The sequence below is a fragment of the Hydrogenophaga sp. PML113 genome (genome assembly GCF_001777155.1).
GTDB lineage: Bacteria > Pseudomonadota > Gammaproteobacteria > Burkholderiales > Burkholderiaceae_C > Hydrogenophaga > Hydrogenophaga borbori.
In genome coordinates this window covers 471026-497052 of the sequence record NZ_MIYM01000002.1, presented here as the reverse complement: position 1 = coordinate 497052, position 26027 = coordinate 471026, and the positions used below count along the sequence as shown (strand labels likewise).

At 71.6% G+C, this 26027-nt stretch carries 22 protein-coding genes; 9 read left to right on the top strand and 13 right to left on the bottom strand.

Features of this window, described 5'->3' with window-relative positions; genetic code table 11:
- Positions 1–23 precede the first annotated feature (23 nt).
- Positions 24–1265, top strand: coding sequence for a YihY family inner membrane protein (locus tag BHU06_RS05710; protein ID WP_070398169.1), 1242 nt, complete (start codon positions 24–26; stop codon positions 1263–1265).
- A gap of 13 nt (positions 1266–1278) precedes the next feature.
- Here the strand turns inward: BHU06_RS05710 and BHU06_RS05705 are convergent, their stop codons facing one another.
- The 3 genes from BHU06_RS05705 to BHU06_RS05695 form a co-directional block, all read right to left on the bottom strand.
- Positions 1279–2556, bottom strand: coding sequence for a cytochrome P450 (locus BHU06_RS05705; RefSeq protein WP_070398168.1), 1278 nt, complete (start codon positions 2554–2556; stop codon positions 1279–1281).
- Positions 2553–3371: an alpha/beta fold hydrolase gene (locus BHU06_RS05700; protein ID WP_070398167.1), complete on the bottom strand. Its 819-nt coding sequence runs from the start codon at positions 3369–3371 to the stop codon at positions 2553–2555. The genes BHU06_RS05705 and BHU06_RS05700 overlap by 4 nt, the downstream gene beginning before the upstream one ends.
- Before the next feature lie 90 nt (positions 3372–3461).
- The gene (locus tag BHU06_RS05695; protein WP_070398166.1) at positions 3462–4772 is read right to left on the bottom strand and encodes an O-acetylhomoserine aminocarboxypropyltransferase; all 1311 of its coding nucleotides are present in this window, start codon (positions 4770–4772) and stop codon (positions 3462–3464) included.
- Between the two features lie 183 nt (positions 4773–4955).
- Between BHU06_RS05695 and BHU06_RS05690 the strand changes: the two genes are divergently transcribed.
- The 4 genes from BHU06_RS05690 (at position 4956) to BHU06_RS05675 (ending at position 8866) form a co-directional block, all read left to right on the top strand.
- Positions 4956–5435, top strand: a complete 480-nt coding sequence (locus tag BHU06_RS05690; protein WP_070398165.1) for a CBS domain-containing protein — start codon at positions 4956–4958, stop codon at positions 5433–5435.
- A 383-nt stretch (positions 5436–5818) separates the two neighbouring features.
- Positions 5819–6457, top strand: coding sequence for a type B chloramphenicol O-acetyltransferase (gene catB / locus BHU06_RS05685; RefSeq protein WP_070398164.1), 639 nt, complete (start codon positions 5819–5821; stop codon positions 6455–6457).
- 137 nt (positions 6458–6594) lie between these two features.
- The gene (aroC, locus tag BHU06_RS05680; protein ID WP_070398163.1) at positions 6595–7695 is read left to right on the top strand and encodes a chorismate synthase; all 1101 of its coding nucleotides are present in this window, start codon (positions 6595–6597) and stop codon (positions 7693–7695) included.
- Positions 7688–8866 carry an MFS transporter gene (locus tag BHU06_RS05675; protein ID WP_070398162.1) on the top strand — a complete coding sequence of 393 codons (1179 nt, stop codon included), beginning with the start codon at positions 7688–7690 and terminating at the stop codon, positions 8864–8866. Before aroC ends, BHU06_RS05675 begins: the two co-directional genes overlap by 8 nt.
- Here BHU06_RS05675 and BHU06_RS05670 read toward each other — a convergent pair.
- The 3 genes from BHU06_RS05670 to aroE are packed head-to-tail and all read right to left on the bottom strand — an operon-like array spanning position 8823 to position 11023.
- Entirely contained in the window at positions 8823–9713 is an 891-nt protein-coding gene (locus BHU06_RS05670; protein WP_070398161.1) for a DMT family transporter, read from the bottom strand. The genes BHU06_RS05675 and BHU06_RS05670 overlap by 44 nt on opposite strands.
- On the bottom strand, positions 9710–10168 hold the full coding sequence (gene aroQ, locus BHU06_RS05665; RefSeq protein ID WP_070398160.1) for a type II 3-dehydroquinate dehydratase: 459 nt from the start codon (positions 10166–10168) through the stop codon (positions 9710–9712). The genes BHU06_RS05670 and aroQ overlap by 4 nt, the downstream gene beginning before the upstream one ends.
- Positions 10169–10198: 30 nt before the next feature.
- A complete protein-coding gene (gene aroE, locus BHU06_RS05660) occupies positions 10199–11023 on the bottom strand; it encodes a shikimate dehydrogenase (protein ID WP_070398159.1) in 825 nt (274 codons plus the stop codon).
- Between the two features lie 92 nt (positions 11024–11115).
- Between aroE and BHU06_RS05655 the strand changes: the two genes are divergently transcribed.
- Positions 11116–11781, top strand: coding sequence for a DsbA family oxidoreductase (locus BHU06_RS05655; protein ID WP_070398158.1), 666 nt, complete (start codon positions 11116–11118; stop codon positions 11779–11781).
- Positions 11782–11800: 19 nt separating this feature from the next.
- On the opposite strand, the gene BHU06_RS05650 is transcribed toward BHU06_RS05655, so the two are convergent.
- The 4 genes from BHU06_RS05650 to BHU06_RS05635 form a co-directional block, all read right to left on the bottom strand.
- On the bottom strand, positions 11801–12910 hold the full coding sequence (locus tag BHU06_RS05650; protein ID WP_070398157.1) for a mechanosensitive ion channel family protein: 1110 nt from the start codon (positions 12908–12910) through the stop codon (positions 11801–11803).
- Positions 12911–13004: 94 nt separating this feature from the next.
- Entirely contained in the window at positions 13005–13247 is a 243-nt protein-coding gene (locus BHU06_RS05645; RefSeq protein ID WP_070398156.1) for a glutaredoxin domain-containing protein, read from the bottom strand.
- 25 nt (positions 13248–13272) lie between these two features.
- On the bottom strand, positions 13273–15210 hold the full coding sequence (locus BHU06_RS05640; RefSeq protein WP_070398155.1) for a radical SAM protein: 1938 nt from the start codon (positions 15208–15210) through the stop codon (positions 13273–13275).
- Positions 15211–15268: 58 nt separating this feature from the next.
- Positions 15269–16240, bottom strand: a complete 972-nt coding sequence (locus BHU06_RS05635; protein WP_070398154.1) for a LuxR C-terminal-related transcriptional regulator — start codon at positions 16238–16240, stop codon at positions 15269–15271.
- Between the two features lie 118 nt (positions 16241–16358).
- On the opposite strand from BHU06_RS05635, the gene BHU06_RS05630 reads away from it, so the two are divergent.
- The 3 genes from BHU06_RS05630 to BHU06_RS05620 are packed head-to-tail and all read left to right on the top strand — an operon-like array spanning position 16359 to position 21491.
- Positions 16359–19253 carry a VIT domain-containing protein gene (locus tag BHU06_RS05630; RefSeq protein WP_254668118.1) on the top strand — a complete coding sequence of 965 codons (2895 nt, stop codon included), beginning with the start codon at positions 16359–16361 and terminating at the stop codon, positions 19251–19253.
- The gene (locus BHU06_RS05625; RefSeq protein WP_139146961.1) at positions 19250–19747 is read left to right on the top strand and encodes a hypothetical protein; all 498 of its coding nucleotides are present in this window, start codon (positions 19250–19252) and stop codon (positions 19745–19747) included. The genes BHU06_RS05630 and BHU06_RS05625 overlap by 4 nt, the downstream gene beginning before the upstream one ends.
- Positions 19748–19766: 19 nt before the next feature.
- Positions 19767–21491 (top strand): hypothetical protein, encoded by a 1725-nt coding sequence (locus BHU06_RS05620; RefSeq protein WP_175442800.1) that lies wholly within the window; start codon positions 19767–19769, stop codon positions 21489–21491.
- A 51-nt stretch (positions 21492–21542) separates the two neighbouring features.
- Here the strand turns inward: BHU06_RS05620 and gcvP are convergent, their stop codons facing one another.
- Genes gcvP through gcvT form a run of 3 tightly spaced genes read right to left on the bottom strand, consistent with a single transcriptional unit; the run spans position 21543 to position 26009 of the window.
- The gene (gene gcvP / locus BHU06_RS05615; protein ID WP_070398151.1) at positions 21543–24452 is read right to left on the bottom strand and encodes an aminomethyl-transferring glycine dehydrogenase; all 2910 of its coding nucleotides are present in this window, start codon (positions 24450–24452) and stop codon (positions 21543–21545) included.
- Positions 24453–24478: 26 nt separating this feature from the next.
- The gene (gene gcvH / locus BHU06_RS05610) at positions 24479–24856 is read right to left on the bottom strand and encodes a glycine cleavage system protein GcvH (RefSeq protein ID WP_070398150.1); all 378 of its coding nucleotides are present in this window, start codon (positions 24854–24856) and stop codon (positions 24479–24481) included.
- A 19-nt stretch (positions 24857–24875) separates the two neighbouring features.
- Positions 24876–26009 carry a glycine cleavage system aminomethyltransferase GcvT gene (gene gcvT / locus BHU06_RS05605; protein WP_070398149.1) on the bottom strand — a complete coding sequence of 378 codons (1134 nt, stop codon included), beginning with the start codon at positions 26007–26009 and terminating at the stop codon, positions 24876–24878.
- Positions 26010–26027: the final 18 nt, after the last annotated feature.

Sequence of the window (26027 nt, the reverse complement as noted above, 5' to 3'; positions counted from 1 at the left end):
AATGAGGCTGGCATGATACCGGCATGACCCTGTCCGAGCGCCTCGACACCCTGCGCGAACTGGCGCGCGACGCCTGGCACGGCGCGCTGCGTTTTCCCTGGCGCACCACGGCCATCACCCTGCGCGAGCGCTTCCGCGAGGACCGGCTGGGCATCACCGCCAGCAGCCTGACCTTCACCACCACCATCTCGCTGGTGCCGCTGTTCACGGTGGCGCTGGCCATTTTCAGCGCCTTTCCCATGTTCGATCGCCTGCAGCGCAACCTGCAGCGCAACCTGGTCGAAAGCCTGGTGCCCGAGAGCATCGCCCGCCCGGTGCTGATGTACCTGAACCAGTTCGCGGCCAAGGCCACGCAGATGGGCGGCGCGGGCGCGCTGGCGCTGCTGGTGACGGCGCTGGCGCTGATCCTCACCATCGACCGCAAGCTCAACGACATCTGGCGCGTGCGCCAGCCGCGCCCGGTGACGCAGCGCATCCTGGTGTACTGGGCCGTGTTAACGCTGGGGCCGCTGCTGCTGACGGCCAGCACGGCGGCGACCACCTACGCCATCGGCAGTGCGCGCCACGCGGCGGCGCTGCCCGCCCCGCTGGGCTTCCTGCTCGACTCGCTGCAGCTGCTGCTGGTGACCGGCGGCCTGGCGGCCCTGTACCGCTACGTGCCGAACACGCGCGTGCGCTGGAGCCATGCGCTGGCGGGCGGCTTCTTCGCCGCGGTGGCGCTGGAACTGGCGAAGGAGCTGCTGGCCTGGTACCTGAAGCAGGTGCCGACCTTTTCGGTGCTGTACGGCACCTTCGCCACGGCGCCCATCCTGCTGGTGTGGATCTACCTGGCCTGGGTGATCGTGCTGCTGGGCGCGGTGATCGCGGCCTACCTGCCGAGCCTGCTGCGGGGCGTGGCGCGGCGCGGCGATTCGCCGGGCTGGAACTTCCAGCTCGCGCTGGAGGTGCTGGCGCAGCTCGGCGCCGCGCGCGCCGAGGCGCCGCGCGGCCAAAGCCTGGAGGCGCTGGCCGCCTCCCTGCGCGTGGAGGCCCTGCAGCTGGAGGAGCCCGTGGCGGCGCTGGTCGCGCTCGACTGGCTGGGCCGGCTGGACGAGGAGGGCGAGCGCTACGTGCTGCTCATCGACCCCGACCACACGGCGCTGGGCCCCTTGATGGAGCGCCTGCTGCTGGCGCGCCAGGGCCCCACGGCGCGCCTGTGGGAGCAAAGCCGCTGGGCGGGGATGACCGTGGCCGAGGCCCTGCCGGAGGCGATGGCGCTGCGCTGAGGCTCGGCGCGCCTCAGCCCGCCGCGAACGGTGCCGCCAGAAACCCCCGGAAGCGCGCCCGCCCGCCGCGCGTGGGCGCGGCCGTGAGCCGGTAGTTCGGGAAGCGGTGCAGGAAGCGCCCGATGGCGATGCGGCCCTCCAGCCGCGCCAGGCTCAGGCCGGCGCACTGGTGGATGCCAAAGCCGAAGGCCAGGTGCTTGTTGGGCTCGCGCGCGATGTCCAGCGCCTCGGGGTCGGCGAACTGCGCCGGGTCGCGGTTGGCCGCGCCGATGCACAGCGTGACCAGCGTGCCCGCGGGCAGGTCCACGCCGCCGATGCTCACGTCCTTCACCGCGCGGCGGTTGCCGAGCTGGTTGGACGATTCGTAGCGCAGGAACTCGTCCACCGCGCGGTCCAGCACGGCCACCTCGTCCTCGCCGCCCAGGCGCTGCAGCAGCCGCTCGCGCACCGCGGGGTGCTCCTGCAGCGCCACCAGGGCGTTGCCGATCAGGTTGGTGGTGGTCTCGTGGCCGGCGTTGAGCAGGAAGATGCAGTTCTGCAGCAGCTCCACCTCGCTGAGCTGCTCGCCGTCCGCCTCGCCCTGGATCAGGCGCGTGAGCACGTCGCGCTCCGGGTCGCCCGGGGCCTGGCGGCGCGCGGCCACCAGGATGCGCAGGTAGTCGCACATCTCGGTCACGGCGCGGTGACCGCGCTCGGCATGGGCGGGGGTGATGGTGGGCTCCAGCGCCCCCAGGATGGCCAGCGACCAGTCGCGCAGCGGCCCGCGCTCGGCGTGCGGCACGCCCAGCAGGTTGCCGATGATCTCCACCGGAATGGCGGACGCGAAATCCTCGATCAGGTCGCCGCCCTCGTGCACGGCGATGCCGTCGAGCAGGCGGTCCACCAGTTCGATCAGACCGGCTTCCATGTCGGCGATGGCGCGGCGCGTGAGCGCGCCCATGATCAGGCGGCGCACGCGCGTGTGCAGCGGCGGGTCGTTGAACACCAGGCTGGTGGTGTGGTGCTCGAACAGCGGCGTGCCCAGGCCGTACTTGGGCGCGAACTCCACGTGCTTGTCGGAGCTGAACGAGGCCGCATCGCGGTAGACGGCGGCCAGGTCGGCCCAGCGCGTGAGGAAGACCGAGCCGTCCGGCATGCGGCGCACCGGGTCCTGCTCGCGCAGCGCGCGGTACACCGGGTAGGGGTTGGTGAAGAAGTCGGGCGGCAGGGCGCGCAGGTCGAAGGCCTGCGCGATGGCCTGCGCGCGCGCGTCGCCCATCGGCGGGGTGATGTGGTCGGCGGTGATCGTCATGCCTGGAGGAAGTCGCGGATCGCGAACAGCGTGGCGTCGGGGGTCTCGGTCATCTGGTGGTGTCCCACGGGCAGGGTGACCACCTTCACGGTTTTGCCGGCCGCCTGGGCGGCGTCGATCAGTGGCTTCGCGGCCTTGGCCTGGGTCATCTGATCCTGCGCGCCGAGCAGGAACAGCACGGGGCAGGTGAGGGCCTTCACCGCGGCCTCGCCGTGGGCATAGGTGTCGCAGGCCACGAAGCCGCGGTGGAACACGTTCACCTTCGGGTTGCTGCGCAGCACGCGCCGGCCCAGGGCCATGCTGGCGCCGTACACCCAGGTGCCCGGCCCCAGCGCCGAGGGCGGCGCGGCCAGGGTGCTGCGGCTGAAGACGTTGATCATGGCCAGCGCCTTCTCGGGCTGGTTCAGCGAGGCCTCGATCAGCGCCGGCGAGACCTTCATCGGGTAGGCCGTGCCGACCAGCACGGCGTGCGTGATGCGCTCCTTCAGCCGGCCCGCGGCCTCCAGCGCGATCAGCGAGCCCCAGCTGTGGCCCACCAGCGCGGCCTTCTGCACGCCGGCGGCGTCCAGCAGCGCGGCGACGAAATCGGCCGCCGCCTCCACGCTGGCCGGCGCCTCGCCCTGGCTGCGCGCGTGGCCCGGCAGGTCCACGGCGAGCACGTTGAAACCATGGTGGGCGAGGTAGCGGCTCTGCAGGATCCAGACGCTGTGGTCGTTCAGCACGCCGTGGATGAAGACCACGGTGGGCTGGGCGGCGTCGAAGGGCTTGCCGCCGGTGTAGCAGTAGGTTTTGGCGCCGTTGACGGTGAGTTCCATGTCAGGCCTTCCGCAGGGCCGCCCCAAGGGGGGGCTGTACCCCCTCGGGGGGCAGTGAATACACGAAGTGATGAACGTGGGGGCACATGCTCAGGCCCCCGTTTTTTCAGCGGCCTTGAGCGCGCGCTTGAGGTCGTCGATCAGGTCGTCGGCGTCTTCCAGGCCGATGGACAGGCGGATGGTGCCCGGGCCGATGCCCGCGCCCGCCAGGGCCTCGTCGCTCATGCGGAAGTGCGTGGTGCTGGCCGGGTGGATCACCAGGGAGCGGCAGTCGCCCACGTTGGCCAGGTGGCTGAACAGCTTGAGCGCCTCGATGAAGGCGCGCCCTTGGGCGCGCGAGCCTTTGATGTCGAAGCTGAACACCGAACCCGCGCCACGCGCGCCGAAGCGCAGCAGCCGGTTGGCCAGCGCGTGGCTGGGGTGCGACTCGATCAGCGGGTGGCCCACGCGGCCCACCAGCGGGTGGCTGGCCAGGAACTGCACCACCTTCTCGGTGTTGCCCAGGTGGCGCTCCATGCGCAGCGACAGGGTCTCGATGCCTTGCAGGATCAGCCAGGCCGTGTGCGGGCTCATGCAGGCGCCGAAGTCGCGCAGGCCCTCGCGGCGCGCGCGCAGCAGGAAGGCGCCCACCGTGGATTCCTCGGTGAACACCATGTTGTGGAAGCCGTCGTAGGGCGCGCTGAACTCGGGGAAGTGGCCGGCGGCGTCCCAGTCGAAGCCGCCGCCGTCGATCAGCACCCCGCCGATGACGGTGCCATGGCCGCTGAGGAACTTGGTGGCCGAGTGGTAGACCAGGTCGGCGCCCAGCTCCAGCGGCTTGACCAGGTAAGGGGTTGTCAGGGTGGAATCCACCAGCAAGGGCACGCGCGCCTCGTGGGCGATCTGCGCCACGGTGGGCATGTCCAGCACGTCCAGGCCCGGGTTGCCCACGGTTTCGCCGAAGAGCAGGCGGGTGTTGGGCCGGATGGCGGCGCGCCAGCCGTCGATGTCGCCGGGCTTGACGAAGGTGGTGTCGATGCCGAAGCGGCGCATGGTGTAGTGCAGCAGGTTCTGGCTGCCGCCGTACAGCGCCGTGCTGGCCACGATGTGCGAGCCCGCGCCCATGAGCGTGGCCACCGCCAGGTGCAGCGCGGCCTGGCCGCTGGCGGTGGCGATGGCGCCGATGCCGCCTTCCAGCGCGGCCATGCGCTGCTCGAACACCGCGTTGGTGGGGTTGCTCAGGCGGCTGTAGACGTGGCCCGCGCGTTCCAGGTTGAACAGGGCGGCGGCGTGGTCGCTCGACTCGAAAACGAACGAGGTGGTGAGGTGGATGGGCACGGCGCGCGCGCCGGTGGCGGGGTCGGGCGCGGCGCCCGCGTGCAGCGCGAGCGTGTCGAAGCCGGGGTCGGCGTGGCCTGCCATGGGGTGTTGTCTCCAGAAGAACCTGTCAGTGAAAACCGATACGCCGCCGGGCCGCCCCAAGGCGGATCAGCCCCCTCTGGGGGCAGCGACCCGCGCAGCGGCGGAGCGTGGGGGCACGATGATTGTGGGCTATATTGACCCACCCGCTCAGAGCGGAAGCGACACCCCCAGAGGAGACCCACCATGAAAGTCAGCGACATCCTGCGCGTCAAGGGCGGCACGCTCTACACCGTCTCGCCCGACGAACGACTCGACGTGGCCGTGCAAACCATGGCGCAGTTCGACATCGGTTCGCTGGCCGTGATGGAGCACGGCGAGCTGGTGGGCATGCTGACCTTCCGCGAACTGATCGAGACGCTGGCGGCCAACGGCGGCCAGCTGGGCGGCAAGATCGTGCGCAGCGTCATGGACGACCACCCCATGACCTGCACGCCCGAGACCGAGCTGGAAGCCGTGCGGCCCATGATGCTGGAGAAGCACACGCGCTACATGCCGGTGATGGAGGCCCGCATGCTCATGGGCGTCATCAGCTTCTACGACGTGGCCAAGGCCGTGGTGGACAGCCAGAACTTCGAGAACAAGATGCTCAAGGCCTACATCCGCGACTGGCCCGAGGAAGAGACGCCCGCGGACCCGCCGCCGCAGCTGCGCGTCGCGCGCTGATCGCCCACCGCACCCGTTCCGAGACACGACGGAGCCGGCCTCGCCCGGCCGGTGGTGTGGTCGTGCGTCATCGCCTGCGAAGTGGCGCGGGACCCGGTGTGCGTGGCGCAGCGCGCAGCCCGGGTGGGCGGGCTGAGGGCTGGGGCTGCGACGCTGGGGGCTTCGACGCGCAGCCCTTCGCTGCGCGAAGGGTCCCCTGCGGTGCTCGGCTGCGCGCAGGCGCCCCCATCGTCGCAGCCCCAGCCCTCAGCCATAGGCCGATGAGCGAGCGGAGAAGCCCCGACGCGGTCGGTGCGTCGCTGCCCCAGGGACGGACCGCTTTGCGTCGAAATGGATGGCGGCACACGACCGGGAGCGGTCGTGCATGAGCCGACAATCGGCTCATGCACGACAACTTCTTTGACAGTCCCTTCAAGGGCAAGCTCCTCTCGGAGCAGGTGGCCAACCCGAACATCGAAGTCGGCCGCTACAGCTATTACTCAGGCTACTACCACGGCAGATCGTTCGACGACTGCGCCCGCTATCTCTCGCCCGAGCCCGGTGGCGCGGCCGATCGCCTGCGCATCGGCAGCTTCTGCTCGATCGGCACCGGCGTGTCGTTCGTGATGGCGGGCAACCAGGGACACCGGTACGACTGGGTCTCCTCGTTTCCTTTCTTCTACATGAAGGAAGAGCCGGCCTTCGCCCGGGCGCTGGACGCGTGGCAGCCCGCGGGGGATACCGTGGTAGGCAACGATGTTTGGATGGGCGCCGAGGCGATCGTGATGGCTGGCGTGACCATCGGCGACGGTGCGGTGATCGCCAGCCGCGCCGTGGTGACGCGGGACGTCGAGCCTTACGCCATCGTCGGCGGCAACCCCGCGCGCACGATCCGCAAGCGCTTCAGCGACGAACGCATCGCGTTGCTGCTGGAGATGCGCTGGTGGGACTGGCCCATCGAGCGCATCCGCGACGCGATGCCGATGCTGTGCTCCGGCGATATCGAGGCGCTGCATGGATGGTGGCTGGCCGGCGCCGACTGACAGGTACGCGGGCGCGTCGTTTCCCTTACCCTGCGTGGGCTGGGCGATGCCCAGGACATGCTGCCGTGCCGCGGGGAACATCCCGGCCAGCGCCCCGGAAAAGGCCCGGCGAAGGCCTCGCCGATAATCGGCGGCCTATGAGCGGCAACACCCTTGGCACCCTGTTCCGGGTCACGAACTTCGGCGAATCCCACGGCCCGGCCATCGGCTGCGTCATCGACGGCTGCCCGCCCGGCATGGACCTGTCCGAGACCGACATCCAGGGCGACCTGGACCGCCGCCGCCCCGGCACCAGCAAGTTCGTCACCCAGCGCAACGAGCCCGACGCGGTGGAAATCCTCAGCGGCGTGTACGAGGGCAAGACCACCGGCACCCCCATCTGCCTGCTCATCCGCAACACCGACCAGCGCAGCAAGGACTACAGCGAGATCGCCCGCACCTTCCGCCCGGGCCACGCCGACTACACCTACTGGCAGAAATTCGGCGTCCGCGACCCGCGCGGCGGCGGCCGTTCTTCGGCCCGCCTCACCGCCCCCACCGTGGCCGCCGGCGCCGTGGCCAAGAAGTGGCTGGCGCAGAAATTCGGCACCCGCTTCCGCGGCTGCATGGTGCAGGTGGGCGAGTTCGTGATTCCCTTCGAGGGCTGGGAGCACGTGCCCCACAACCCCTTCTTCGCGCCCATGGCCGACGTCTCGGCCATCGAGGACTACATGAACGCCCTGCGCAAGCGCGGCGACTCCTGCGGCGCGCGCCTGCGGGTCACGGCCACCGGCATGCCCGTGGGCCTGGGCGAGCCGCTGTACGACCGGCTCGACGCCGACATCGCGCACGCCCTGATGGGCCTGAACGCGGTCAAGGGCGTGGAGATCGGCGCCGGCTTCGCCAGCGTGGCCGACTTCGGCAGCACGCACGGCGACAGCCTCACGCCCGAGGGCTTCGCGGCCAACAAGGCCGGCGGCGTGCTCGGCGGCATCAGCACCGGGCAGGACCTGGAGGTGCAGATCGCCATCAAGCCCACCAGCTCCATCCTGGTGCCGCGCGAGAGCATCGACATCGAGGGCAAGAGCACCGAGCTCATCACCAAGGGCCGCCACGACCCCTGCGTGGGCATCCGCGCCACCCCCATCGCCGAGGCCCTGCTGGCCCTGGTCGTCATGGACCACGCGCTGCTGCACCGCGCGCAGTGCGGCGACGTGCGCACGGACACACCGGACATCGCCGCGCGCGCCCGTGGCTGAGCGCGGCCGGCTCTTTGCCTTCTGCGCGCTGTCGGGCAGTTACTTCGCGCACATCGGTTTCTTCAATCCGTACCTGCCGCTCTGGCTCAAGGACCTGGGCTTCGGCCTGCTGGCCATCAGCGTGCTCACCTCGGTGCAGGCGGCCACGCGCCTGTTCGCGCCCTATGGCTGGGGCTGGCTGAGCGACCACACCGGCGAGCGCGTGCGCCTGCTGCGGGTGGGCGCCGGCGTGGCGCTGCTGTGCTCGCTGGGCCTGTGGTTCGAACTGAGCGGCCCGCTGCTGTTCGTGGTGCTGCTGCTGATGTTCACCCACACCAGCGGCATGATGCCCATGAGCGAGGCCGTGCTGGCCCAGCAGGTGAGCCGCGATGGCCGGCTGGACGTGCGCCGCTACGGCCGCGTGCGGGTCTGGGGCTCGCTGGGCTTCCTGGTCACGGTGCTGGCGGCCGGCGCCTGGTTCCAGGCCTTCGGCATGGGCAGCTTCGCGGCCTGGACCTCGCTCAGCCTGGCCGCCGTGGCGCTGAGCACCTGGCTGCTGCCCGACGCGCGCGAGCCCGCCGCGCACCAGGCCAGGGCCGAGCCGATCGGGCCCGTGCTGCGCCAGCCGCGCATGCGCTGGTTCTTCGCGGCCGTGTTCTTTCACGTGCTGGCGCACGTGTTCATCTACGTCTTCTTCTCGCTGCACCTGGACGCGCTGGGCTACCCCAAGTCGGCCATCGGCGCGTTCTGGGCCGCCTCGGTGCTGGTGGAGATCGGCTGGTTCCTCACCCAGGGGCGCTGGATGCCCGCCCTGTCTTTGCCGGGCTGGCTGGCGCTGGGCGGCGCGCTCACCGCGCTGCGCATGGCGGTCACGGCCGGGCTGCCGTCGGTGTGGCCGCTGCTGGCGCTGGCGCAGCTGGCGCACGCCATCACCTTCGCGGCGCACCACACGGTCTGCATCGCCTGGATCAGCGAGCACTTTCCGGGCCGCCTGCGCGGGCGCGGGCAGGCGCTGTACGCGGTGCTGGGCTACGGCCTGTCGGGCGTCACCGGCGGCCTGCTGGGCGGCCTGGTGTCCAGCCGCTTCGGCCTGGCCAGCGTGTTCTGGCTGGGCGCGCTCTGCGGGCTGGTGGCCGCCGCTTGCGCGCTCAGGGTGCGGGCGTTGACGCGAGCCAGCGGCGGAACGGGTTGAAGCCCGTCACCAGGCCCGTGGCCACCAGCACCAGCGCGCCGCCGATGAACAGGCCGCTGGAGAGCTCCTCGCCCAGGAACAGGTGTCCCCAGGTGACGCCGAAGATCGGGATCATGAAGGCCGGGCTGATGGCCGCCACCGGCGAAACGTGGCGCAGGATGCGCAGGTGGACCCAGTAGGCGGTGCCCGAGGTGACGATGCCCAGCACGCCCACCGCCATGAGCGCGGCCGGCGTGAACGTGGCCTGCGGCCAGGCCCAGGCCGCGCCGGGCAGCAGGAACACCAGGGCGCCGGCGTGCAGGCCGGCCGCGATGGCCAGCGGCTCCATGCGCGTGGTGGCGCGCTTCATCAGCGGCGTGGAGGCCCCGTAGCCGGCCGAGGCGGCGATGCAGGCCAGCACGGCCAGGATGGTCGGGCCATCGAGCCGCACCGGGCCCAGTTGCACGATGAGCCCCACGCCCACGAAACCCAGGGCGCAGCCGATGAGCTTGTGGCGCGTCAGCGTGTCTTCCTTCAGCCAGGCGGCGGCCAGGGTGCCGAACAGCACGGCCGTGGTGTTGAGCAGGGCGCTGTAGCCGGCCGGCAGGTACAGCGCGGCCCAGGCGTAGAGCAGGAAGGGCAGAACCACGGTGAGCGTGCCCAGCCCCAGCAGCTCGCGCCAGTGCTTCCAGGGCCAGCGCTGGCCCAGCGCGCGCATGACGATGGTGAGCACCACCAGCGCCAGCGCCACGCGGATGCCGGCCAGCGGCAGCGGCGTGAGCGCCGGCGTGGCGATGCGCAGGAACAGGAAGGAGGCCCCCCAGAGCGCCGACAGCCCAACGAGCTGGGCGAAGTGGCGGGTTTTCACCGGGCGGCGGCCTTGCGGACCAGCCCTTCGATCGCGAGTTCGTAGCCCGCGACGCCGAAACCGACCACGATGCCCGCCGCCACCGGCGACACGTAGGAGTGGTGGCGGAAGGCCTCGCGCGCGTGCACGTTGGAGATGTGCACCTCCATCACCGGCAGCGGCGCGACGCCGGCGATGGCGTCGTGCAGCGCGATGGAGGTGTGGGTGTAGGCGCCGGGGTTCATCACCACGCCCAGCAGCTCGCCGGCCTTGAAGCGCCGGCCGGCGGCGTGGATGGCGTCGATCAGCGCGCCCTCGTGGTTGCTCTGCAGCGCCTCCAGCGTGTGGCCCAGGCGCTCGGCGGTGGCGCGGCAGCTGGCCTCCACGTCGGCCAGGGTGGCCGCGCCGTAGGTGGCGGGCTCGCGCGTGCCGAGCAGGTTCAGGTTGGGGCCGTTGAGCAGCAGGATGGCGGGCATGGACGGGCTTTCCTTGTGATCCGACCGACTTTAAACCAGCGGCACCGACAGCCGTGCGATCACCTCGCGCGTGCCCGGGCGCACGCCGCGCCACCAGGCGAAGGCCTCGGCCGCCTGTTCCACCAGCATGCCCACGCCGTCGGCCAGCGCGTGCACCCCGGCCTCGCGCGCCTGCCGCAGGAACGGGGTCAGGCCCTTGCCGTAGACCATGTCGTAGGCGAGGGCGCCGGGCGCGAACAGGCCGCCGGGCAGGGGCAGGGCCTCGCCGGACAGGCCGGCCGAGGTGGCGTTGATCACCACGTCGAAGCGCTCGCCCGCGAGGTCCGCGTAGCCGCCGCTCTGCAGCGTGGCGTGGGCGGCGAAATCGGCGCGCAGCGCGTGCGCCTTGTCGGCCGTGCGGTTGGCCACGGCCAGCGCGGCCGGGCCCTGTTGCGCCAGGGGCAGCAGCGCGCCGCGCGTGGCGCCGCCCGCGCCCAGCAGCAGCACGCGCCGGCCCTTGAGCGCGTGGCCCAGGTTGCGCTGGATGTCATTGACCAGGCCGACGCCGTCGAAATTCTCGGCGCGGATGCGATCGCCCGGCTCGAAGCGCAGGGCGTTGGCCGCACCGGCCAGGCGCGCGGCCTCGCTCGGGTCGGTGGCCAGTTCGCAGGCCTGCAGCTTGAAGGGCAGGGTGACGTTGGCACCGCGCCCGCCCTGTTCGCGAAAGGCCCGCAGCGTGGCCGCGAAGCCGTCCAGCGGCGCCTCGATGGCGGTGTAGTCGATGTCCTGCCCGGTGGCCTGGGCGAAGGCGGCGTGGATCTGCGGGGACTTGCTGTGCGAGATCGGGTGGCCGATGACGGCGTAGCGGTCGGTCATGGGTGGGGCCTCGGGGCTAACACGCCCTGCGGACAGGGTCTTTGCGGGGAACCCGGCATTGTCTCGCAGCGCCGGGCGAGACAATTCGGCCCATGAACACCCCACGCCTCAAGATCGATTTCGTCTCCGACGTCTCCTGCCCCTGGTGCGCCATCGGCCTCGGCGGGCTGGAGCAGGCCCTGAGACGGCTCGATGGCCAGGTCGCGGCCGACATCAGCTTCCAGCCCTTCGAGCTGAACCCGGCGATGGGCGCCGAGGGCCAGGACATCGGCGAGCACCTGACGGAAAAGTACGGCAGCACGCCCGAGCAGCAGGCCCAGATCCGCGGGACCATCGCCGCGCGTGGCGCCGAGGTGGGCTTCAGCTTCAATCCCGCCGGCCGGGGCCGTATCTGGAACACCTTCGACGCCCACCGCCTGCTGCACTGGGCGGCCGAAGAGGGCGCGCCCGGGCGGCAGCACGCGCTCAAGAAGGCGCTGATGGCCGCCTGTCACACGCGCAGCGAGGCCATGGGCCACCACGATGTGCTGCTGGCCTGCGTGCGCGAGGCGGGGCTGGACGAAGCGCGCGCCCGGGCCATTCTGGCCAGCGACGAATTCGCGCAGGACGTGCGCGAGCGCGAGCAGTTCTACCTGTCGCACGGCATCCACGCGGTGCCGGCGGTGATCGTCAACGACCGCCACCTGATCTCGGGCGGTCAGCCGGCGGCGGTGTACGAGCAGGCGCTGCGGCAGATCGCGGCCGGGCAGGCGGAGTGATCGCGCGGCGGCGCGGGGCTCAGCGGGTCGGTTCGCGCGCCTCGCCGTCATGCGCCGGCGCTGCCGCAGGCGCCGAGGCCATGTCCAGTTCGGCGCGCAGGCGCGGCAAGTACTGCGGGTAGGCCCGCTGAAGAAAGTCCACCAGCTTTTCACGCACCTCGCAGCGCAGGTCCCAGGCCGCGCCGGCCGAGCCCGCCGTGACCAGGCAGCGCAATTGCAGGGCGCGTTCGCCGGCTTCCGTCACCTGCAAGAGGTTGAGTCGCTTGTCCCAGTGGGGCGAGGCCTCGCAGATGCGCTGCAACTCCTCGCGCAGAGGCGCCAGCGGCGTGCGGTAGTCCACCCACAGAAAGACGGTGCCGATGAGCTCGGATGTGGTGCGTGTCCAGTTCTGGAAGGGCTTCTCGATCCAGTACTGCAGCGGCACCACCAGGCGGCGCTGGTCCCAGATGCGCACCACCACGTAGGTTCCCGTGATCTCCTCGATCACGCCCCACTCGCCCTCGACGATCACCACGTCGTCGAGGCGGATCGGCTGGCTCAAGCCGATCTGCAGGCCCGCGATCAGGTTGCCCAGCACCGGCCGCGCGGCGAAGCCCGCCACCAGACCCGCCAGGCCGGCAGAGGCCAGCAGGCTGGTGCCGATCTGTCGCGCCTGTGGAAAGGTCATCAGCATGAGCGACAGGCCGATCAGCAGCACCAGGCCCTGCAGCGTGCGCGCGAGCACGCGCGTCTGTGTCTGGATGCGGCGCGCGTGCAGGTTGTCGGCGGTGCTGGTGGGGTTGGTGTCGATGACGCCCTGGGCCACGCCGCGCACCGCGTTGGACACCAGCCAGGTCACGGCGCCGATCAGCAGCAGTGCGCAGAGCTGCTGGGCACCGGCCAGGCCCGGCGCGTTGGCCGGCGTGCCTTGCAGCACGGCATTGACGGGCAGCAGCGGTAGGCCCCATTTCGCGGGTGAGCGGATGGCCCTGGCCACGCTGGCCGCGACGGGCGCATCGCGGGTGGCGCGGCGCACCAGGCGTTCGCCGATGCGAAAGGCCAGGCTGGCGAGCAGCACGCCGATCAGCATGCTGCCCAGCGAGGGCAGCCAGGTCAGCAGGGCGGGTGGCAGCCAGTTCAACGCGTCCATGCGGCCGCAGGTTAACCAGCGTGCCTATCCGCACGCAAGTCTGTGTGCTTTGAAAATCGCAGCAAGGAAGCCGCGCGCCAGATGGACGGCGCCCTCAGCGTCCCAGCTGCGCCAGCGCCGCCTGCAGGCCGGCCAGACCGCCCACGCGCTGGTCGTTGATGAAGATCTGCGGCATCTGGCGCACCGAGGGGCCGCATTTTTCGTAGAACGCGAGGCGCTCGGCCTCGTCGTCGATCTTGATCTCCTCGAAGTCCATGGCGCGGGACTTCAGCAGCATCTTGGCGGACTCGCACTGCGGGCAGGCGGACTTGGAATAGACGGTGATCTTCAGGCTCATGCGGGAAGTGTAGGGGGATGGCCGCTCAGGCCGCCTCGCGCTGCGCCAGCGCCCGCGCGATGCGTTGCTTCTTGACCGTGGGCCGTGGCACCGGGTGCGGCAGGTGCTCGAACCAGGCGCGCACGTCCTCGTCCAGCCCGCTGCCGTGCATGTAGTTGTAGAGCGCCTTGCGCAGGCCAATGCCCAGCGCGTCGTGGTCCACGCCGGTGGGGTCGATGAACCCGATGTCGTTCTTCGCGAAGCTCACCGGCGGCAGCGGCACCAGCTCGATGCCGTAGGCCTTCGGGTCCAGCCCCACGGGTGAGTGCACCGTGCAGGAGAAGCGGTGGAAGAAGCCGCTCTGGATGCAGCCATTGAGGAAGAGCTGGCGCACGTACTCCAGCGCGTCCACCGTGTCTTGCACGGTCTGCGTGGGAAAGCCGTACATCAGGTAGGCGTGCACCAGGATGCCGGCGTCGCTGAAGCCCTTGGTGACGCGCGCCACCTGGTCCACGGTCACGCCCTTTTTCATGAGCGCGAGCAGGCGGTCGCTGGCCACCTCCAGCCCGCCGCTCATGGCGATGCAGCCGCTGTCGGCCAGCAGCTGCGAGAGTTGGGGCGTGAAGGTTTTTTCGAAGCGGATGTTGCCCCACCAGCTGATGGCCAGGTCGCGGCGCAGCAGTTCCTCGGCCAGGGCTTTCAGGGCCTTGGGCGGCGCGGCTTCGTCGACGAAGTGAAAGCCGGTCTGGCCGGTTTCATCGACGATGCGTTCGATGCGGTCGACCAGGGTGCTGGCGGCGGCGGTCTCGTAGCGGCCGATGTAGTCCAGCCCCACGTCGCAGAAGCTGCACTTCTTCCAGTAGCAGCCGTGCGCCACCGTGAGCTTGTTCCAGCGCCCGTCGCTCCAGAGCCGGTGCATGGGGTTGAGCATGTCGAGCAGGCTCAGGTAATCGTGCAGCGGCAGGCCGTCCCAGGTGGGCGTGCCCACGTCCTCGAAGGGCACGTCGGGCTCGGCGAGGTTGAGGTACTTCACCGCGCCGCTGCCGGTGTCGCGCAGGAAGGTGCGCACCAAGCGCTGCGCGCTTCGCCGGCCCTGCAGGTGCTCGATGAGCGCGAGCAGCGGGCGCTCGCCCGCGTCCAGGGTGACGTAGTCGACGAAGTGAAACAGGCGCGCTTCCTTCAGCTCGCGCAGCTCGGTGTTGACGTAGCCGCCGCCGAGCGCGATCGGCAGCGCCGGCCAGCGCGACTTGATGGCCTGCGCGATGCGCAGCGCGCCATAGACCGCGCCGGGGAAGGGCACCGAGAGCAGCACCAGTTGCGGGTTCGCGCGCGCCACCGCGTTCAGGGCCAGCTCGCGCAGCAGTTCGTCCACCAGCGTGGGTGGCGCGGCCAGGGCCTGGGCCAGGGGCTCGAAGGTGGGCTGGCTGCTGGCCAGGGATTCCCCATAGCGCACGAAGGCGAAGCGCTCGTCCACCGCGTCGCGGACCACGTCGGCCAGGTCGTCGAGGAAGAGGGTGGCGATGTGGCGCGCGCGGTCGTTCGTGCCCAGGGCGCCGAAGGCCCAGCCCAGCGGGTCGCCGCTCTCTTCCTCGTTGAGGTGGCTGTACTGGTCCAGCGCCGCAAAGCGCGGGCCTTCGGGCAGCAGCTCGCGCGCGGCGATGCGGTGCGCCAGCGTGCTGTCGCGCCCCTGCAGGAAAGCGATGGTGGGCGCGATGGCGCGGCGGTGGCGCGCAAAGTCGTCGAGGAAGGCGTGCACGCTGGCGCTGCGCTGCCGCTCGGGCAGGGCCAGGGCGCGCTCGCGGATGGCGTCCAGCCCGGCGGGCGTGAACAGCCGCAGCACCAGGGCCAGGGCCAGGTCGGTCTGTTCGGCCTCGATGCCGCGCGAGCGCAGGAAGCCCGTGAGGTAGGCGGTGGAGGGGTAGGGCGTGTTGAGCTGCGTCATCGGCGGGATGACGCTGAGCACGCGGAAGGCGGAAGCGGTCATGGCAGGGCGGAGCCGGGCAGTGTACGGGGCCGCGGCCCGGGCGGCGCGGCGCCCCCGTTCAGTCGAGCGGGCGCAGCGCCTCGACCAGGCCGGCGATGTTGCCCACGCCCAGCTTGCCGTAGATGCCCTGGATCTGGTTGCGGATGGTGGCGGGCGCGCGCTCCAGCAGGCGCGCGATCTCCTTGTGGGTGTGGCCCTTGGCCACCAGGCGCGCGATCACCAGCTCGCGCGGCGACAGGTCGTCGGCCGCGCAGCGCGGGCGCGCGCCCAGGAACAGCAGGCCCTGTTCCACGCGGTGCCAGACCACGGCGCGCACGCCCAGGTAGCGGGCCTGGCCGCGCCGCAGGTGGTCCAGCAGGACGGGGGGCAGGGCGGTGCCGCCGTTCCAGGCGGTCCATTCGGCGCGCAGCGCGGACTCGAAGCCGGCGTCGGCGTGGTAGATCACGCCGTGCGGATCGGCGATGGCCGTGCCGTGCGCCGGCCGGCGCGAGGCCTCCAGCCGGTCGAGGTGGGCGATGCGGTTGAAGGCCAGGGCCTGCATCACGTGCGGCGACAGCGCGGCCAGCAGGCGCTGCTCGTCGCTGGCGCAGCGCGCGCGTTCGTCGGCCCGGAACAGGGTGAGCCAGTGCACGAAGCGCGTGCGTGGGTCGTGCTCGGAACTGATGAAGAAGTTGGCCTGCTCGAAGCGGCGGCCGTGCTCGCGCAGCGGCGCCTGTTCGCGGTGGTGGAACCAGTCGCGGGCGTTGAAGGCCAGCGTGGTGCGCGGCTGCAGGCCGGCGGCCACGGCGGCGGTGTCCAGGTGCTTGATCTGCTCGTAGCTGGCCAGCATCTCGGGCGGCTGCTCGTGCAGGTGGATGGTGTGGATGTGAATGCCGTCGGGCCGGCTGGTGGCCGTGCCCCACATCGAGGAGTCGAAGGGCAGCGCCTGGCGCAGATGCTGCAGCGCCGCATCCTGGAAGCGCTCCAGCGGCAGCTCGTGCGAGAGGCGGTACAGCGTCAGGACGAACTGGCTGAAGTCTTCGATGGACATGGGCGGGTGGACGGCGGCTCGGGCTGTGGTCTTCTTCGCGGGGGCGGTGCATTTGCACTATGCGGCCGACCCCGGGGGGCTTCCTAGAATGCCCGCGATGCCCGGGGATGATATGCCTGTGATCCGTTTTTCGCCGCCGCGCCTGGGGCGCTGGCTGGCCATCGGCGCGTCGGCGCTGCTCATCGCGGCCACGGCCATCGCCCAGGGGTTGCCTCCCGAGCCGCCCCTGCCGCCCATTCGCATCCTGGCGCCCGAGGCGCGGCAGCCGGTGCGGGTGCAGCGGGCCGTGGTGCGAACCGAGATCGTCGGCCTGGCGGCGGCCACGCGCGTGGAGCTGGAGCTGTTCAACCCGAACGCCGAGGCGCTGCAGGCCGAACTGCAGTTTCCCTTGCTGGACGGGCAGGTGGTGACGGGCTTTGCGCTCGACATCGGCGGCCAGCTGCGCGCGGCGGTGCCGGTGGAGAAGGTCAAGGGCCGCCAGGTGTTCGAGGACGTGGTGCGCGCCCGCGTGGACCCGGCGCTGCTGGAAGCCACCCAGGGCGGGCACCACAAGCTGCACGTGTATCCCCTGCCGGCCCGCGGCCAGCGCCGCGTGGTGCTGGAGATCCGCGAGTCCGTGCCCGCCAGCGCCCGGCCGGTCTGGCGCCTGCCGCTGCGCTTCGGCGGCGCGGTGGGTGCCCTGGACGTGGCGGTGCAGGTGGCCGGCGTGGCGCCGCGCGCGCTCTCGGCCACGCTGGGCGCCGAGCGCCTGGGCGCCACGGCGCACAACGGCGGCAGCCGCATCGCCTTCGGGCGGGTCACGCACCAGGGCCACGATGGATTGCGCCTTGCCCTGCCGGCCGCGCCGCGCGAACCCCTGGTGAGCACCGACACCTGGCAGGACCAGCGCTACTTCCTGGCCGAGCTGCCGGTGGCCGCATCGCGCTGGGCCCGCCCGGCACCGCGCCGCGTGGCCCTGCTGTGGGACGCCTCGGCCTCCGGCGCGCAGCGCGACCACGCGCGCGAATTCGCCGTGCTCGATGCCTGGTTCCGCCAACTGGGTGAGGTGCAGGTGCAGCTGGTGGTGGCGCGCAACGAGGCCGAGCCGGTGCAGACGCACACCGTGCGCGGCGGTGACTGGAGCGCCCTGCGCCAGCGCCTGCAGGCCCTGCCCTACGACGGCGCGACGCGCCTTCAGGCCCTGCAGCCGCCGGCCGACGCCGACATCGCCGTGCTGTTCTCCGACGGCATGGGCAACTGGGGCGCCGCCGGCCTGCCCAGCCCGGCCATGCCGCTGGTGGCCTTCTCGTCCTCGGCGGGCGCGGCGGCGCGCACCCTGCGCCACGCGGCCGAGGCCAGTGGCGGCGCCTACGCCGACCTGCAGGCCCTGGACACGGCGCAGGCCCTGCCACTGCTCACGCACGAGCGCCAGCGCGTAGTGGACGTGCAGGCCGAGGGCGCGCGCGACCTGGAGCTGGGCTCGGTTTACCCGCAGGGCGGGCGGATCGGCGTGGCCGGCGTGCTGACGCAGCCGCGGGCGCGCCTGCAGCTCACGCTCTCGGCGCCCGACGGCGCGCGCCAGGTCCGACGCCTTGAGTTGTCCGCCGACGGCGCGCCGCCGCCGGTGCGCGGCGCCACGCCGGTGGCCGTGGCCGCGCACCGCTGGGCCGGCTGGCGCATCGCCCGGCTGGAGGCCGACCTGGAGCGCCAGCGCCAGGCGATCCGCCGCCTGGGCCAGGCCTTCGGCATCGCCAGCACCGAGACCTCGCTGCTGGTGCTCGACACCGCCGAGGACTACGTGCTGTTCGACGTCGAGCCCCCGCCCGATCTGCGCGCCGAGTGGGACACGCTGATGCTGCACCGGCGCGAAGGCGCGGTGCGCCGCCAGCAGATCGCGCTGGCGAAGACGGTCGAGCGCTTCAACGAGAAGCTGGCCTGGTGGGAGAAGGCCTTCCCGAAGGACGCGCCGCCGCCGCCCCGGGTCGCGCCGGGCAGCGGCTCAGACAACCGGCGCGCGGCGCCCGCGGCCATGGCCCGTCCGCCGGCCCCCGCGCCCGCGCCCGCACCCGGTGGCGCGGCCCCGCAACCGGCGCTGCCGGGCGACACCACCATCGCGCTGCGCCCCTGGCAGCCCGACGAGCCCTACGCGCGCCGCCTGCGCGCCGCCAGGGACGAGGACCTCTATGCCATCTACCTCGACGAGCGCCCCGGCTACGCGAAAAGCTCGGCCTTCTTCCTGGACGTGGCCGACCTGCTGGTGGCGCGCGGGCAGAACGCCCTGGCGCTGCGCGTGCTGTCCAACCTGGCCGAAATGGACCTGGAGAACCGCCACCTGCTGCGCATCCTGGCCTATCGCCTGCAGCAGGCCGGCGCCGTGGCCGACGCGCTGCCCGTGCTGGAGCGGGTGCGGCGCCTGGCGCCCGACGAACCCCAGTCCTGGCGCGACCTGGGCCTGGCGCTGGCCCAGTCCGGCGAGGCGCAGCGCGCGGTCGACACCTTGGTGGAGGTCGTCTCGCGGGCCTGGAACGACCGCTTCCCCGACATCGAACTGATCGCGCTGGCCGAGCTCAACGCCATCGCCGCGCGCGCCGAGGCCACCGGCCGGCCGGTGGACCTGTGGCGCCTGGACCCGCGCCTGCGGCGCAACCTGCCGCTGGACCTGCGCGCCGTGCTGTCCTGGGACGCCGACAACACCGACATCGACCTCTGGGTGATCGACCCCAACGGCGAGCGCGCCTACTACGCCAACCGCCTCACCTACCAGGGCGGGCGCATGTCGCGCGACTTCGTCGGCGGCTACGGCCCCGAGGAGTTCTCGCTGCGCCAGGCCAAGCCCGGCACCTACACGGTGAAGGCGCAGTTCTATGGCCACCGCCAGCAGATCGTGGCGCCGGCCACCACGCTCATGCTGCGCCTGTCCACCGACTTCGGCCGAGCCACGCAGAAGGACCAGGACGTGGTGCTGCGCCTCAGCGGCCGGGGCGACGAGGTCACCGTGGGCACCTTCACCGTGGGCGAAGGCGCCAGGCCATGAGGCGCGCCGCAGTGGCCGCGCTGGCGGCGCTCGCGGCCGGGGTGGCGCTGGCGGGCGATGGCGCGCCGCGCTGGCAACTGCTGTTCTTCCATCCGTTTCGGCCGGGCGTGCTGCAGCAGTGCCAGGACGCCCACCGGCGCGAGGACTTCGGCCGCATGGCCGGTGTCGACGCCGCCGATCCTTTCAAGGCCTGGGTGGTGCAAGGGCCGTTGGAGCTGCGCTGGCGGGGCGGCCTGCTGTCGCTGGACGGCCCCGGCGCGCCGCGCGCGCACCCGCCCACCGACCTGTGCTTCACGCTCCGCGTCGACGGCCAGCCGCTGGTCTCGGGCGCGGTGGTGCCGGGCCAGTCGGCGCGGCTGCTGCGCTTTCCCACGCTGGTGCGGCAGTCCGGCGGCCCCGACGCCGCCGTCGAGCGCTACGAGCTGCTGCCGCATTTCCCCGCTTCCCTGAACGACCCCGTGCCGGCGGCCTGGGCCCTTCTGGGCCCGCGCTGATCTCCACGCCACACCCACGATGACCCATTCCCCTTTTCTTCGGCGCCTCCTGTTGGGTGCCGCCCTCGTCGGCGCCGCGCACGCGGCCCAGGCCCAGAACAGCGGCCAGAAAGAGGTGCTGACCGACCCGCAGGCGCGCCTGGACTTCGTGCGCGGGCTGCCCTACAGCGGCGAGCGGCCCACGCTCGCCGGCTTCAGCCCGGCCCAGCCCATCAAGGGCTTCGCGGCCCCGGCGGGCCAGCACGAACAGACCCAGGCCTACCGCAGCGCCAGCGGCTGTGTGGCCTTCTTCTTCCCGCCCGGTCCCGAGGTGGCCGACGTCGCGTTCAAGTGGAGCGGACCGGCCTGCAAGGGCCAGCCGGTCGAGGGCCGCGGCGAGCTGCAGATCCGCCGGCGCATGGGTGAGACCACGGCGGTGGCCGTGCTGCACGGCGAATTCAAGGGCGGCATGCTCACCGGCGAGGCCCAGAAGGCCTACTTCTATTTCGACGCCAAAGGCCAGGCCCTGCCGGGCGTGCACCTGATGGTGGGCAGCTTCGCCAACAGCGTGTTGCATGGCCCGGGCAGCGCACGCTGGAGCGGCGCGCCCGATGCGCGCCCCGCCGCCTGGTTCCGCGAAGGCCACTTCAAGGACGGCTCGCTGCAGGGCGAGGGCGTGCTCGCCCGCCTGCGGCCCTACCCGGGCGTCGAGGCCGAAATCCAGCGCCTGCGTTTCGACGAGGCCGGCGACATCTACATCGAGCAGGCCCGCGTGAACGGCGGCAAGCTGATCGAAGGCACGCTCTATTTCGAGGGCGACGCCCGGCCCTGGACTGTCGAGCTGGCGGTCTGGCGCAACGCGTCGGTGGAGGCCGCGCGCCTGCTGCGCACCGACCCGGCGAACCGGACGGTGCTGCTGGCCGCCTGCGAGAAGTGGCGTTTCGACGGCCCGCGCTTGTCGTGCGAACGCGGCTCGGTCAGCCACGGCACCATCGTCAGCTCCATCGGCACCTCGAACGGGGCCTTCGCCCTGCGCCTGCCCGTGCGCGGCGGCGAGGTGCCGTTTCGCCCCGGCGCCGATGCCCCGGTCAGCGTCGGCGTGGGGGACGGCGAGTTTCCCGTGCGCTGCGACGCCGAGCTGAGCCAGTGCAGCGGCCGGGGCGTGCTGCCGGTCGCGCTCAGCAGCCTGTACTGGCATGGCGACATCGAATGGCGCGACGGCGCGGTGCGCCCCGTTCAGGCCTCGCTGTACGCGCTGCGCGACAAGGACGCGCAGCCCAAGCCCGACAGCGACCGCCGCGTGGCGCGCTGCGACCGCTTCGATGACCCCTTGCGCTGCCGCGAGGGCAAGGTGTTCTGGGAGGACGGCGGGAGCTTCGACGGTGCCTGGTTCTACGAGGGCGCCCGGTTCGAGGCCGAGGACAAGGTTCCGCCGCGCTACGTGGCGCACGCCACGCAGAACATCGTGCCGCGCGGCTGGGGCACGCTCACCTACGCCACGGGCAACTGGGCCGAGGTGCGCATGGACGCCGACGGCGACATCGTCGACGTGGGCAAGTGCGACAAGCCCCGCGAGTCCGCCAGCTTCACCTGCCGCGTGGACGGTGGCACGGTGTTCTTCCGCGCCGAAGGCCGCGAGCACCGGGTGCGTGAGAGCGAAGCGCCCCCGCGATCGGTCTACACACCACCGGCCGGCGGCGGTGGCCGTTTCGAGCGCATACCGGTGCCGCAGCGCCCGGTCTATGTGCTGCCGGGCATGCGCTGATGGCCCGGTCCCTGCCGGGTCGCCTGACCCGGGCGCTGGCGGCCGCCCACCTCAGTCCGCCAGGTCCCCGATCGGCACGCAGCTGCAGAACAGGTTGCGGTCGCCGTAGACGTTGTCCACACGGCCCACGGGCGGCCAGTACTTGGCGTGTGCGCGCGTGTCCAGCACGGCGGCGCCGGTCTCGCGCGGGTAGGCGCGCGTCCACTCACCCTTGAGCAGGCTGGCCGCGGTGTGCGGCGCGTGCTTCAGGGGGTTGTCGTCCTGCGGCCATTCGCCTTTTTCGATGCGGCGGATTTCCTCGCGGATGGCGATCATGGCCTCGATGAAGCGGTCGATCTCCTCCAGCGTCTCGCTCTCGGTGGGCTCCACCATGAGCGTGTTGGCCACCGGAAAGGACAGCGTGGGCGCGTGGAAGCCGTAGTCGATCAGGCGCTTGGCCACGTCCTCGGCCATCACACCGCTGGTGTCTTTCAGGTCGCGCAGGTCGAGGATGCACTCGTGCGCCACATGCCCGTTGGCGCTCGCGTACAGCGTGGGGAAGTGGTCCTTGAGGCGCGCGCTGATGTAGTTGGCCGAGAGGATGGCCGTCTCGGTGGCGTGCCGCAGGCCCTCGGCGCCCATCATGCGGATGTACATCCACGAGATCGGCAGCACGGCCGCGTTGCCCAGCGGCGCGGCCGAGATGGCGCCCACGCCATTGACCGGCAGGCCACCCGCCGCGTGGCCGGGCAGGAAGGGCACCAGGTCTTGCACCACGCAGACCGGCCCCACGCCCGGGCCGCCGCCGCCGTGCGGGATGCAGAAGGTCTTGTGCAGGTTGAGGTGGCTCACGTCGCCGCCGAACTCGCCCGGCGCGGCCACGCCCACCAGGGCGTTCATGTTGGCGCCGTCCACGTAGACGCGCCCGCCGTGCTGGTGCACCAGGGCGCACAGCTCTTTCACCTGGGTCTCGAACACGCCGTGCGTGCTGGGGTAGGTGATCATCACCGCGGCCAGGTGCTTGGAGTGCTGCTCGCACTTGGCCTTCAGGTCGGCCAGGTCGACGTTGCCGTTCTCGTCGCACTTGGTGACCACGACCTGCAGGCCCACCATCTGCGCGCTGGCCGGGTTGGTGCCGTGCGCGCTGCTGGGGATCAGGCAGATGTTGCGGTGGCCTTCGCCGCGCGATCGGTGGTAGGCCTGGATGACCAGCAGGCCGGCGTACTCGCCCTGCGAACCGGCGTTGGGCTGCAGGCTGATGCCGGCGTAGCCGGTGGCCTCGCACAGCCAGTCGCGCAGTTGCCGGTCGAGCAGGGCATAGCCCTGGCGCTGGTCGGCCGGGGCGAAGGGGTGCACGTTCGCGAACTCGGGCCAGGTGATGGGGATCATCTCGCTGGTGGCGTTCAGCTTCATGGTGCACGAGCCCAGCGGGATCATGCTGCGGTCCAGCGCGAGGTCCTTGTCCGACAGCATGCGGATGTAGCGCAGCATGCCGGTCTCGCTGTGGTGGGTGTTGAAGACCGGGTGCGTGAGGAAGCCGCTGCTGCGGCGCAGGCCGTCGGGGATCAGCGGCTCCAGGCCTTTCTCGAAGGCCTCGACCGAGGGCAGGGCCTGGCCGTCCTTCGCGAAGATGGTCCACAGCAGGGCGATGTCCTCGCGTGTGGTGGTTTCGTCCAGCGTGACGATCACGTACTCGTCCCAGGCCTGGCGTAGGTTGGCGCCGTGGGCCACGGCGCGCGCCATGAGCGCGTTCGCCCGGGCCGGGTCCACGCGCAGGGCGAGGGTGTCGAACACACCCTGGTCGCCGTGGTGCGTGTCGGTGTAGCCCAGTTGGGCCAGGCCCTTGGCCAGGATGGCCGTGTACGCCGCCACGCGCTGCGCGATGCGCTTCAAGCCCTGCGGGCCGTGGTACACGGCGTACATGCTGGCGATCACCGCGGGCAGCACCTGCGCCGTGCAGATGTTGCTGGTGGCCTTCTCGCGGCGGATGTGCTGCTCGCGCGTTTGCAGGGCCAGGCGGTAGGCCGGCTGGCCATGGGTGTCCACGCTCACGCCCACCAGGCGGCCGGGCAGGCTGCGCTTGAACCCGTCGCGGCAGGCCATGTAGGCGGCGTGCGGGCCGCCATTGCCCATGGGCATGCCGAAGCGCTGCGTGGTGCCGACCACGATGTCGGCGCCCATCTCGCCGGGCGGCTTGATCAGGGTCAGGGCCAGCAGGTCGGCGGCCACGATGAAGGCGGCGTTCTTGCCGTGCACGGTGGCGGCGTCCGCCGTCCAGTCGTGCAGCCAGCCGCTGGAGGCCGGGTACTGCGTGAAGGCCGCGAAGTAGTCGTCGGCCGCCAGCATGGCGTCCCATTCCTCGCCCGACATGGCCACGCGCACCTCCAGGCCCAGCGGCGCCGCGCGCGTCTGGATCACCTCGATGGTCTGCGGGTGCGTGTCGCCCGACACCACGAAGGCATGGCCCTTGGCCTTCACGGAGCGCTTGGCCAGCGTCATGGCCTCGGCCGCAGCCGTGGCCTCGTCGAGCATGGAGGCGTTGGCGATGTCCATGCCCGTCAGGTCGGTGACCATGGTCTGGAAGTTGACCAGCGCCTCCATTCGGCCCTGCGAGATTTCGGCCTGGTAGGGCGTGTAGGCCGTGTACCAGGCGGGGTTCTCCAGGATGTTGCGCAGGATGACGCCCGGTGTGTGGGTGCCGTGGTAGCCCTGGCCGATGAAGCTCTTGAGCAGCTTGTTCTGGCGCGCGATGCCCTGGAGCTCGGCCAGCGCGGCGGCCTCGGTCAGCGGCGCGGGCAGCTGCATGCCCTGGCGGCGCGCGATCGGGCGCGGCACGATGCTGTCGATCAGCGCGCGGCGCGAGGCCTCGCCGATGACCGAGAGCATGTGGCGCTCGCCGGCTTCGTCGATGCCGATGTGGCGCGCGACGAATTCGCTGGCGTTTTCGAGTTCACCCAGGGGCTTGACGGAGGGCATGAGCATGGCGGGCCTCGGTGGCGGGGGAAAGGTCAGGCGTTGTCCTTGACGAACTTCTGGTAGGCCGGCTCGTCCATGAGCGGATCGAACTGGCCCATGTCCTTGATCAGGACCTTGAAGAACCAGCCCTTGCCCAGGGGGTCGCTGTTGGCCAGCGAGGGGTCGGCGCGCAGGGCTTCGTTGACCTCGGTCACCTCGCCGTCCAGCGGCATGTAGACGTCGGCCGCGGCCTTCACCGACTCGACCACGCCGGCGACCTCGCCCTTGGCGTAGCTGCGGCCCACCTCGGGCAGCTCGACGAAGACCACGTCGCCCAGCGCGTCCTGCGCGTGCAGGGTGATGCCGACGACGGCGGCTTCGTGGTCCTCGAGCTGGATCCACTCGTGGTCGGGGGTGTACTTGACGGTCATGGTTGTGCTCCTGCGGCGATCAGCCGCGGTGGTAACGGTTGGGAACGAAAGGCAGGGAGGCCACCTGCATGGGCACGGCCTTGCCGCGCACCAGCGCGTTCAGGCGCGTGCCCACGGCCGCGAAGGCCGGCGGCACGTAGCCCATGGCGATGGGCTGGTTGATGCTGGGGCCGAGCAGGCCGCTGGTGACTTCACCGAGGCGCTCGCCGGCCTCGCTCTGCAGTTCGGTGTGCTCGCGCACCGGCACCCGCTCCTGCGCGAGCAGGCCCACGCGCACACGCGACAGGGGCGCGCTGCCGTCGAGCTGCGCGAGCACGCGCTCGGCGCCGGGGAAGCCCCCCGCGCGCGCGCCGCCCGTGCGGCGCACCTTCTGCATGGCCCAGTTGAGCGCGGCCTCCACGGGCGTGGTGGTGGTGTCGATGTCGTTGCCGTAGAGGCACAGGCCGGCTTCCAGGCGCAGCGAGTTGCGCGCGCCCAGGCCGACGGGTTTCACCTCGGGCTGCGCGAGCAGGGCACGCGCGAAGACCTCGGTGTCGGCCGCGGCCAGCGAGATCTCGAAGCCGTCCTCGCCGGTGTAGCCGCTGCGCGTGGCGAACAGGGGCTTGCCCTGCCAGCTGAAGGCGCCGCCGGTCATGAAGACCAGCTTCTCCACGCCGGGCACCAAGCGCTGCAGGGCTGCCACGGCCCGCGGGCCCTGCAGCGCGAGCAGGCCGCGGTCGAACTGCGGCTCCACGGTGCAGCGCGCGCCGATGCGCTCGACGATGTGCTGGAGGTCGCCGTGCTTGCAGGCGCCGTTGACGATGACGAAGAGGTCGTCGCCCCGGTTCACGAACATCAGGTCGTCGATGACCGTGCCCTCGTCGCTGAGCAGCAGGCCGTAGCGCTGCTTGCCGGGCGCCAGGCCGATCACGTCCACCGGCATCAGGCTTTCGAAGGCGGCGGCGGCGTCGGGGCCGATGAGCCGCAGCTGGCCCATGTGCGAGACGTCGAACAGGCCGGCGGCTTCGCGCGTGTGCAGGTGCTCGGCCATGAGGCCCGCCGGGTACTGCACCGGCATGCTGTAACCCGCGAAGGGCACCAGGCGCGCGCCCAGTTCGAGGTGCAGCGCGTGCAGCGGGGTCTTGAGGAGGTCGGTGGGAGCGTCGGCGGACACGGCGGGTTCTCTGGCGGG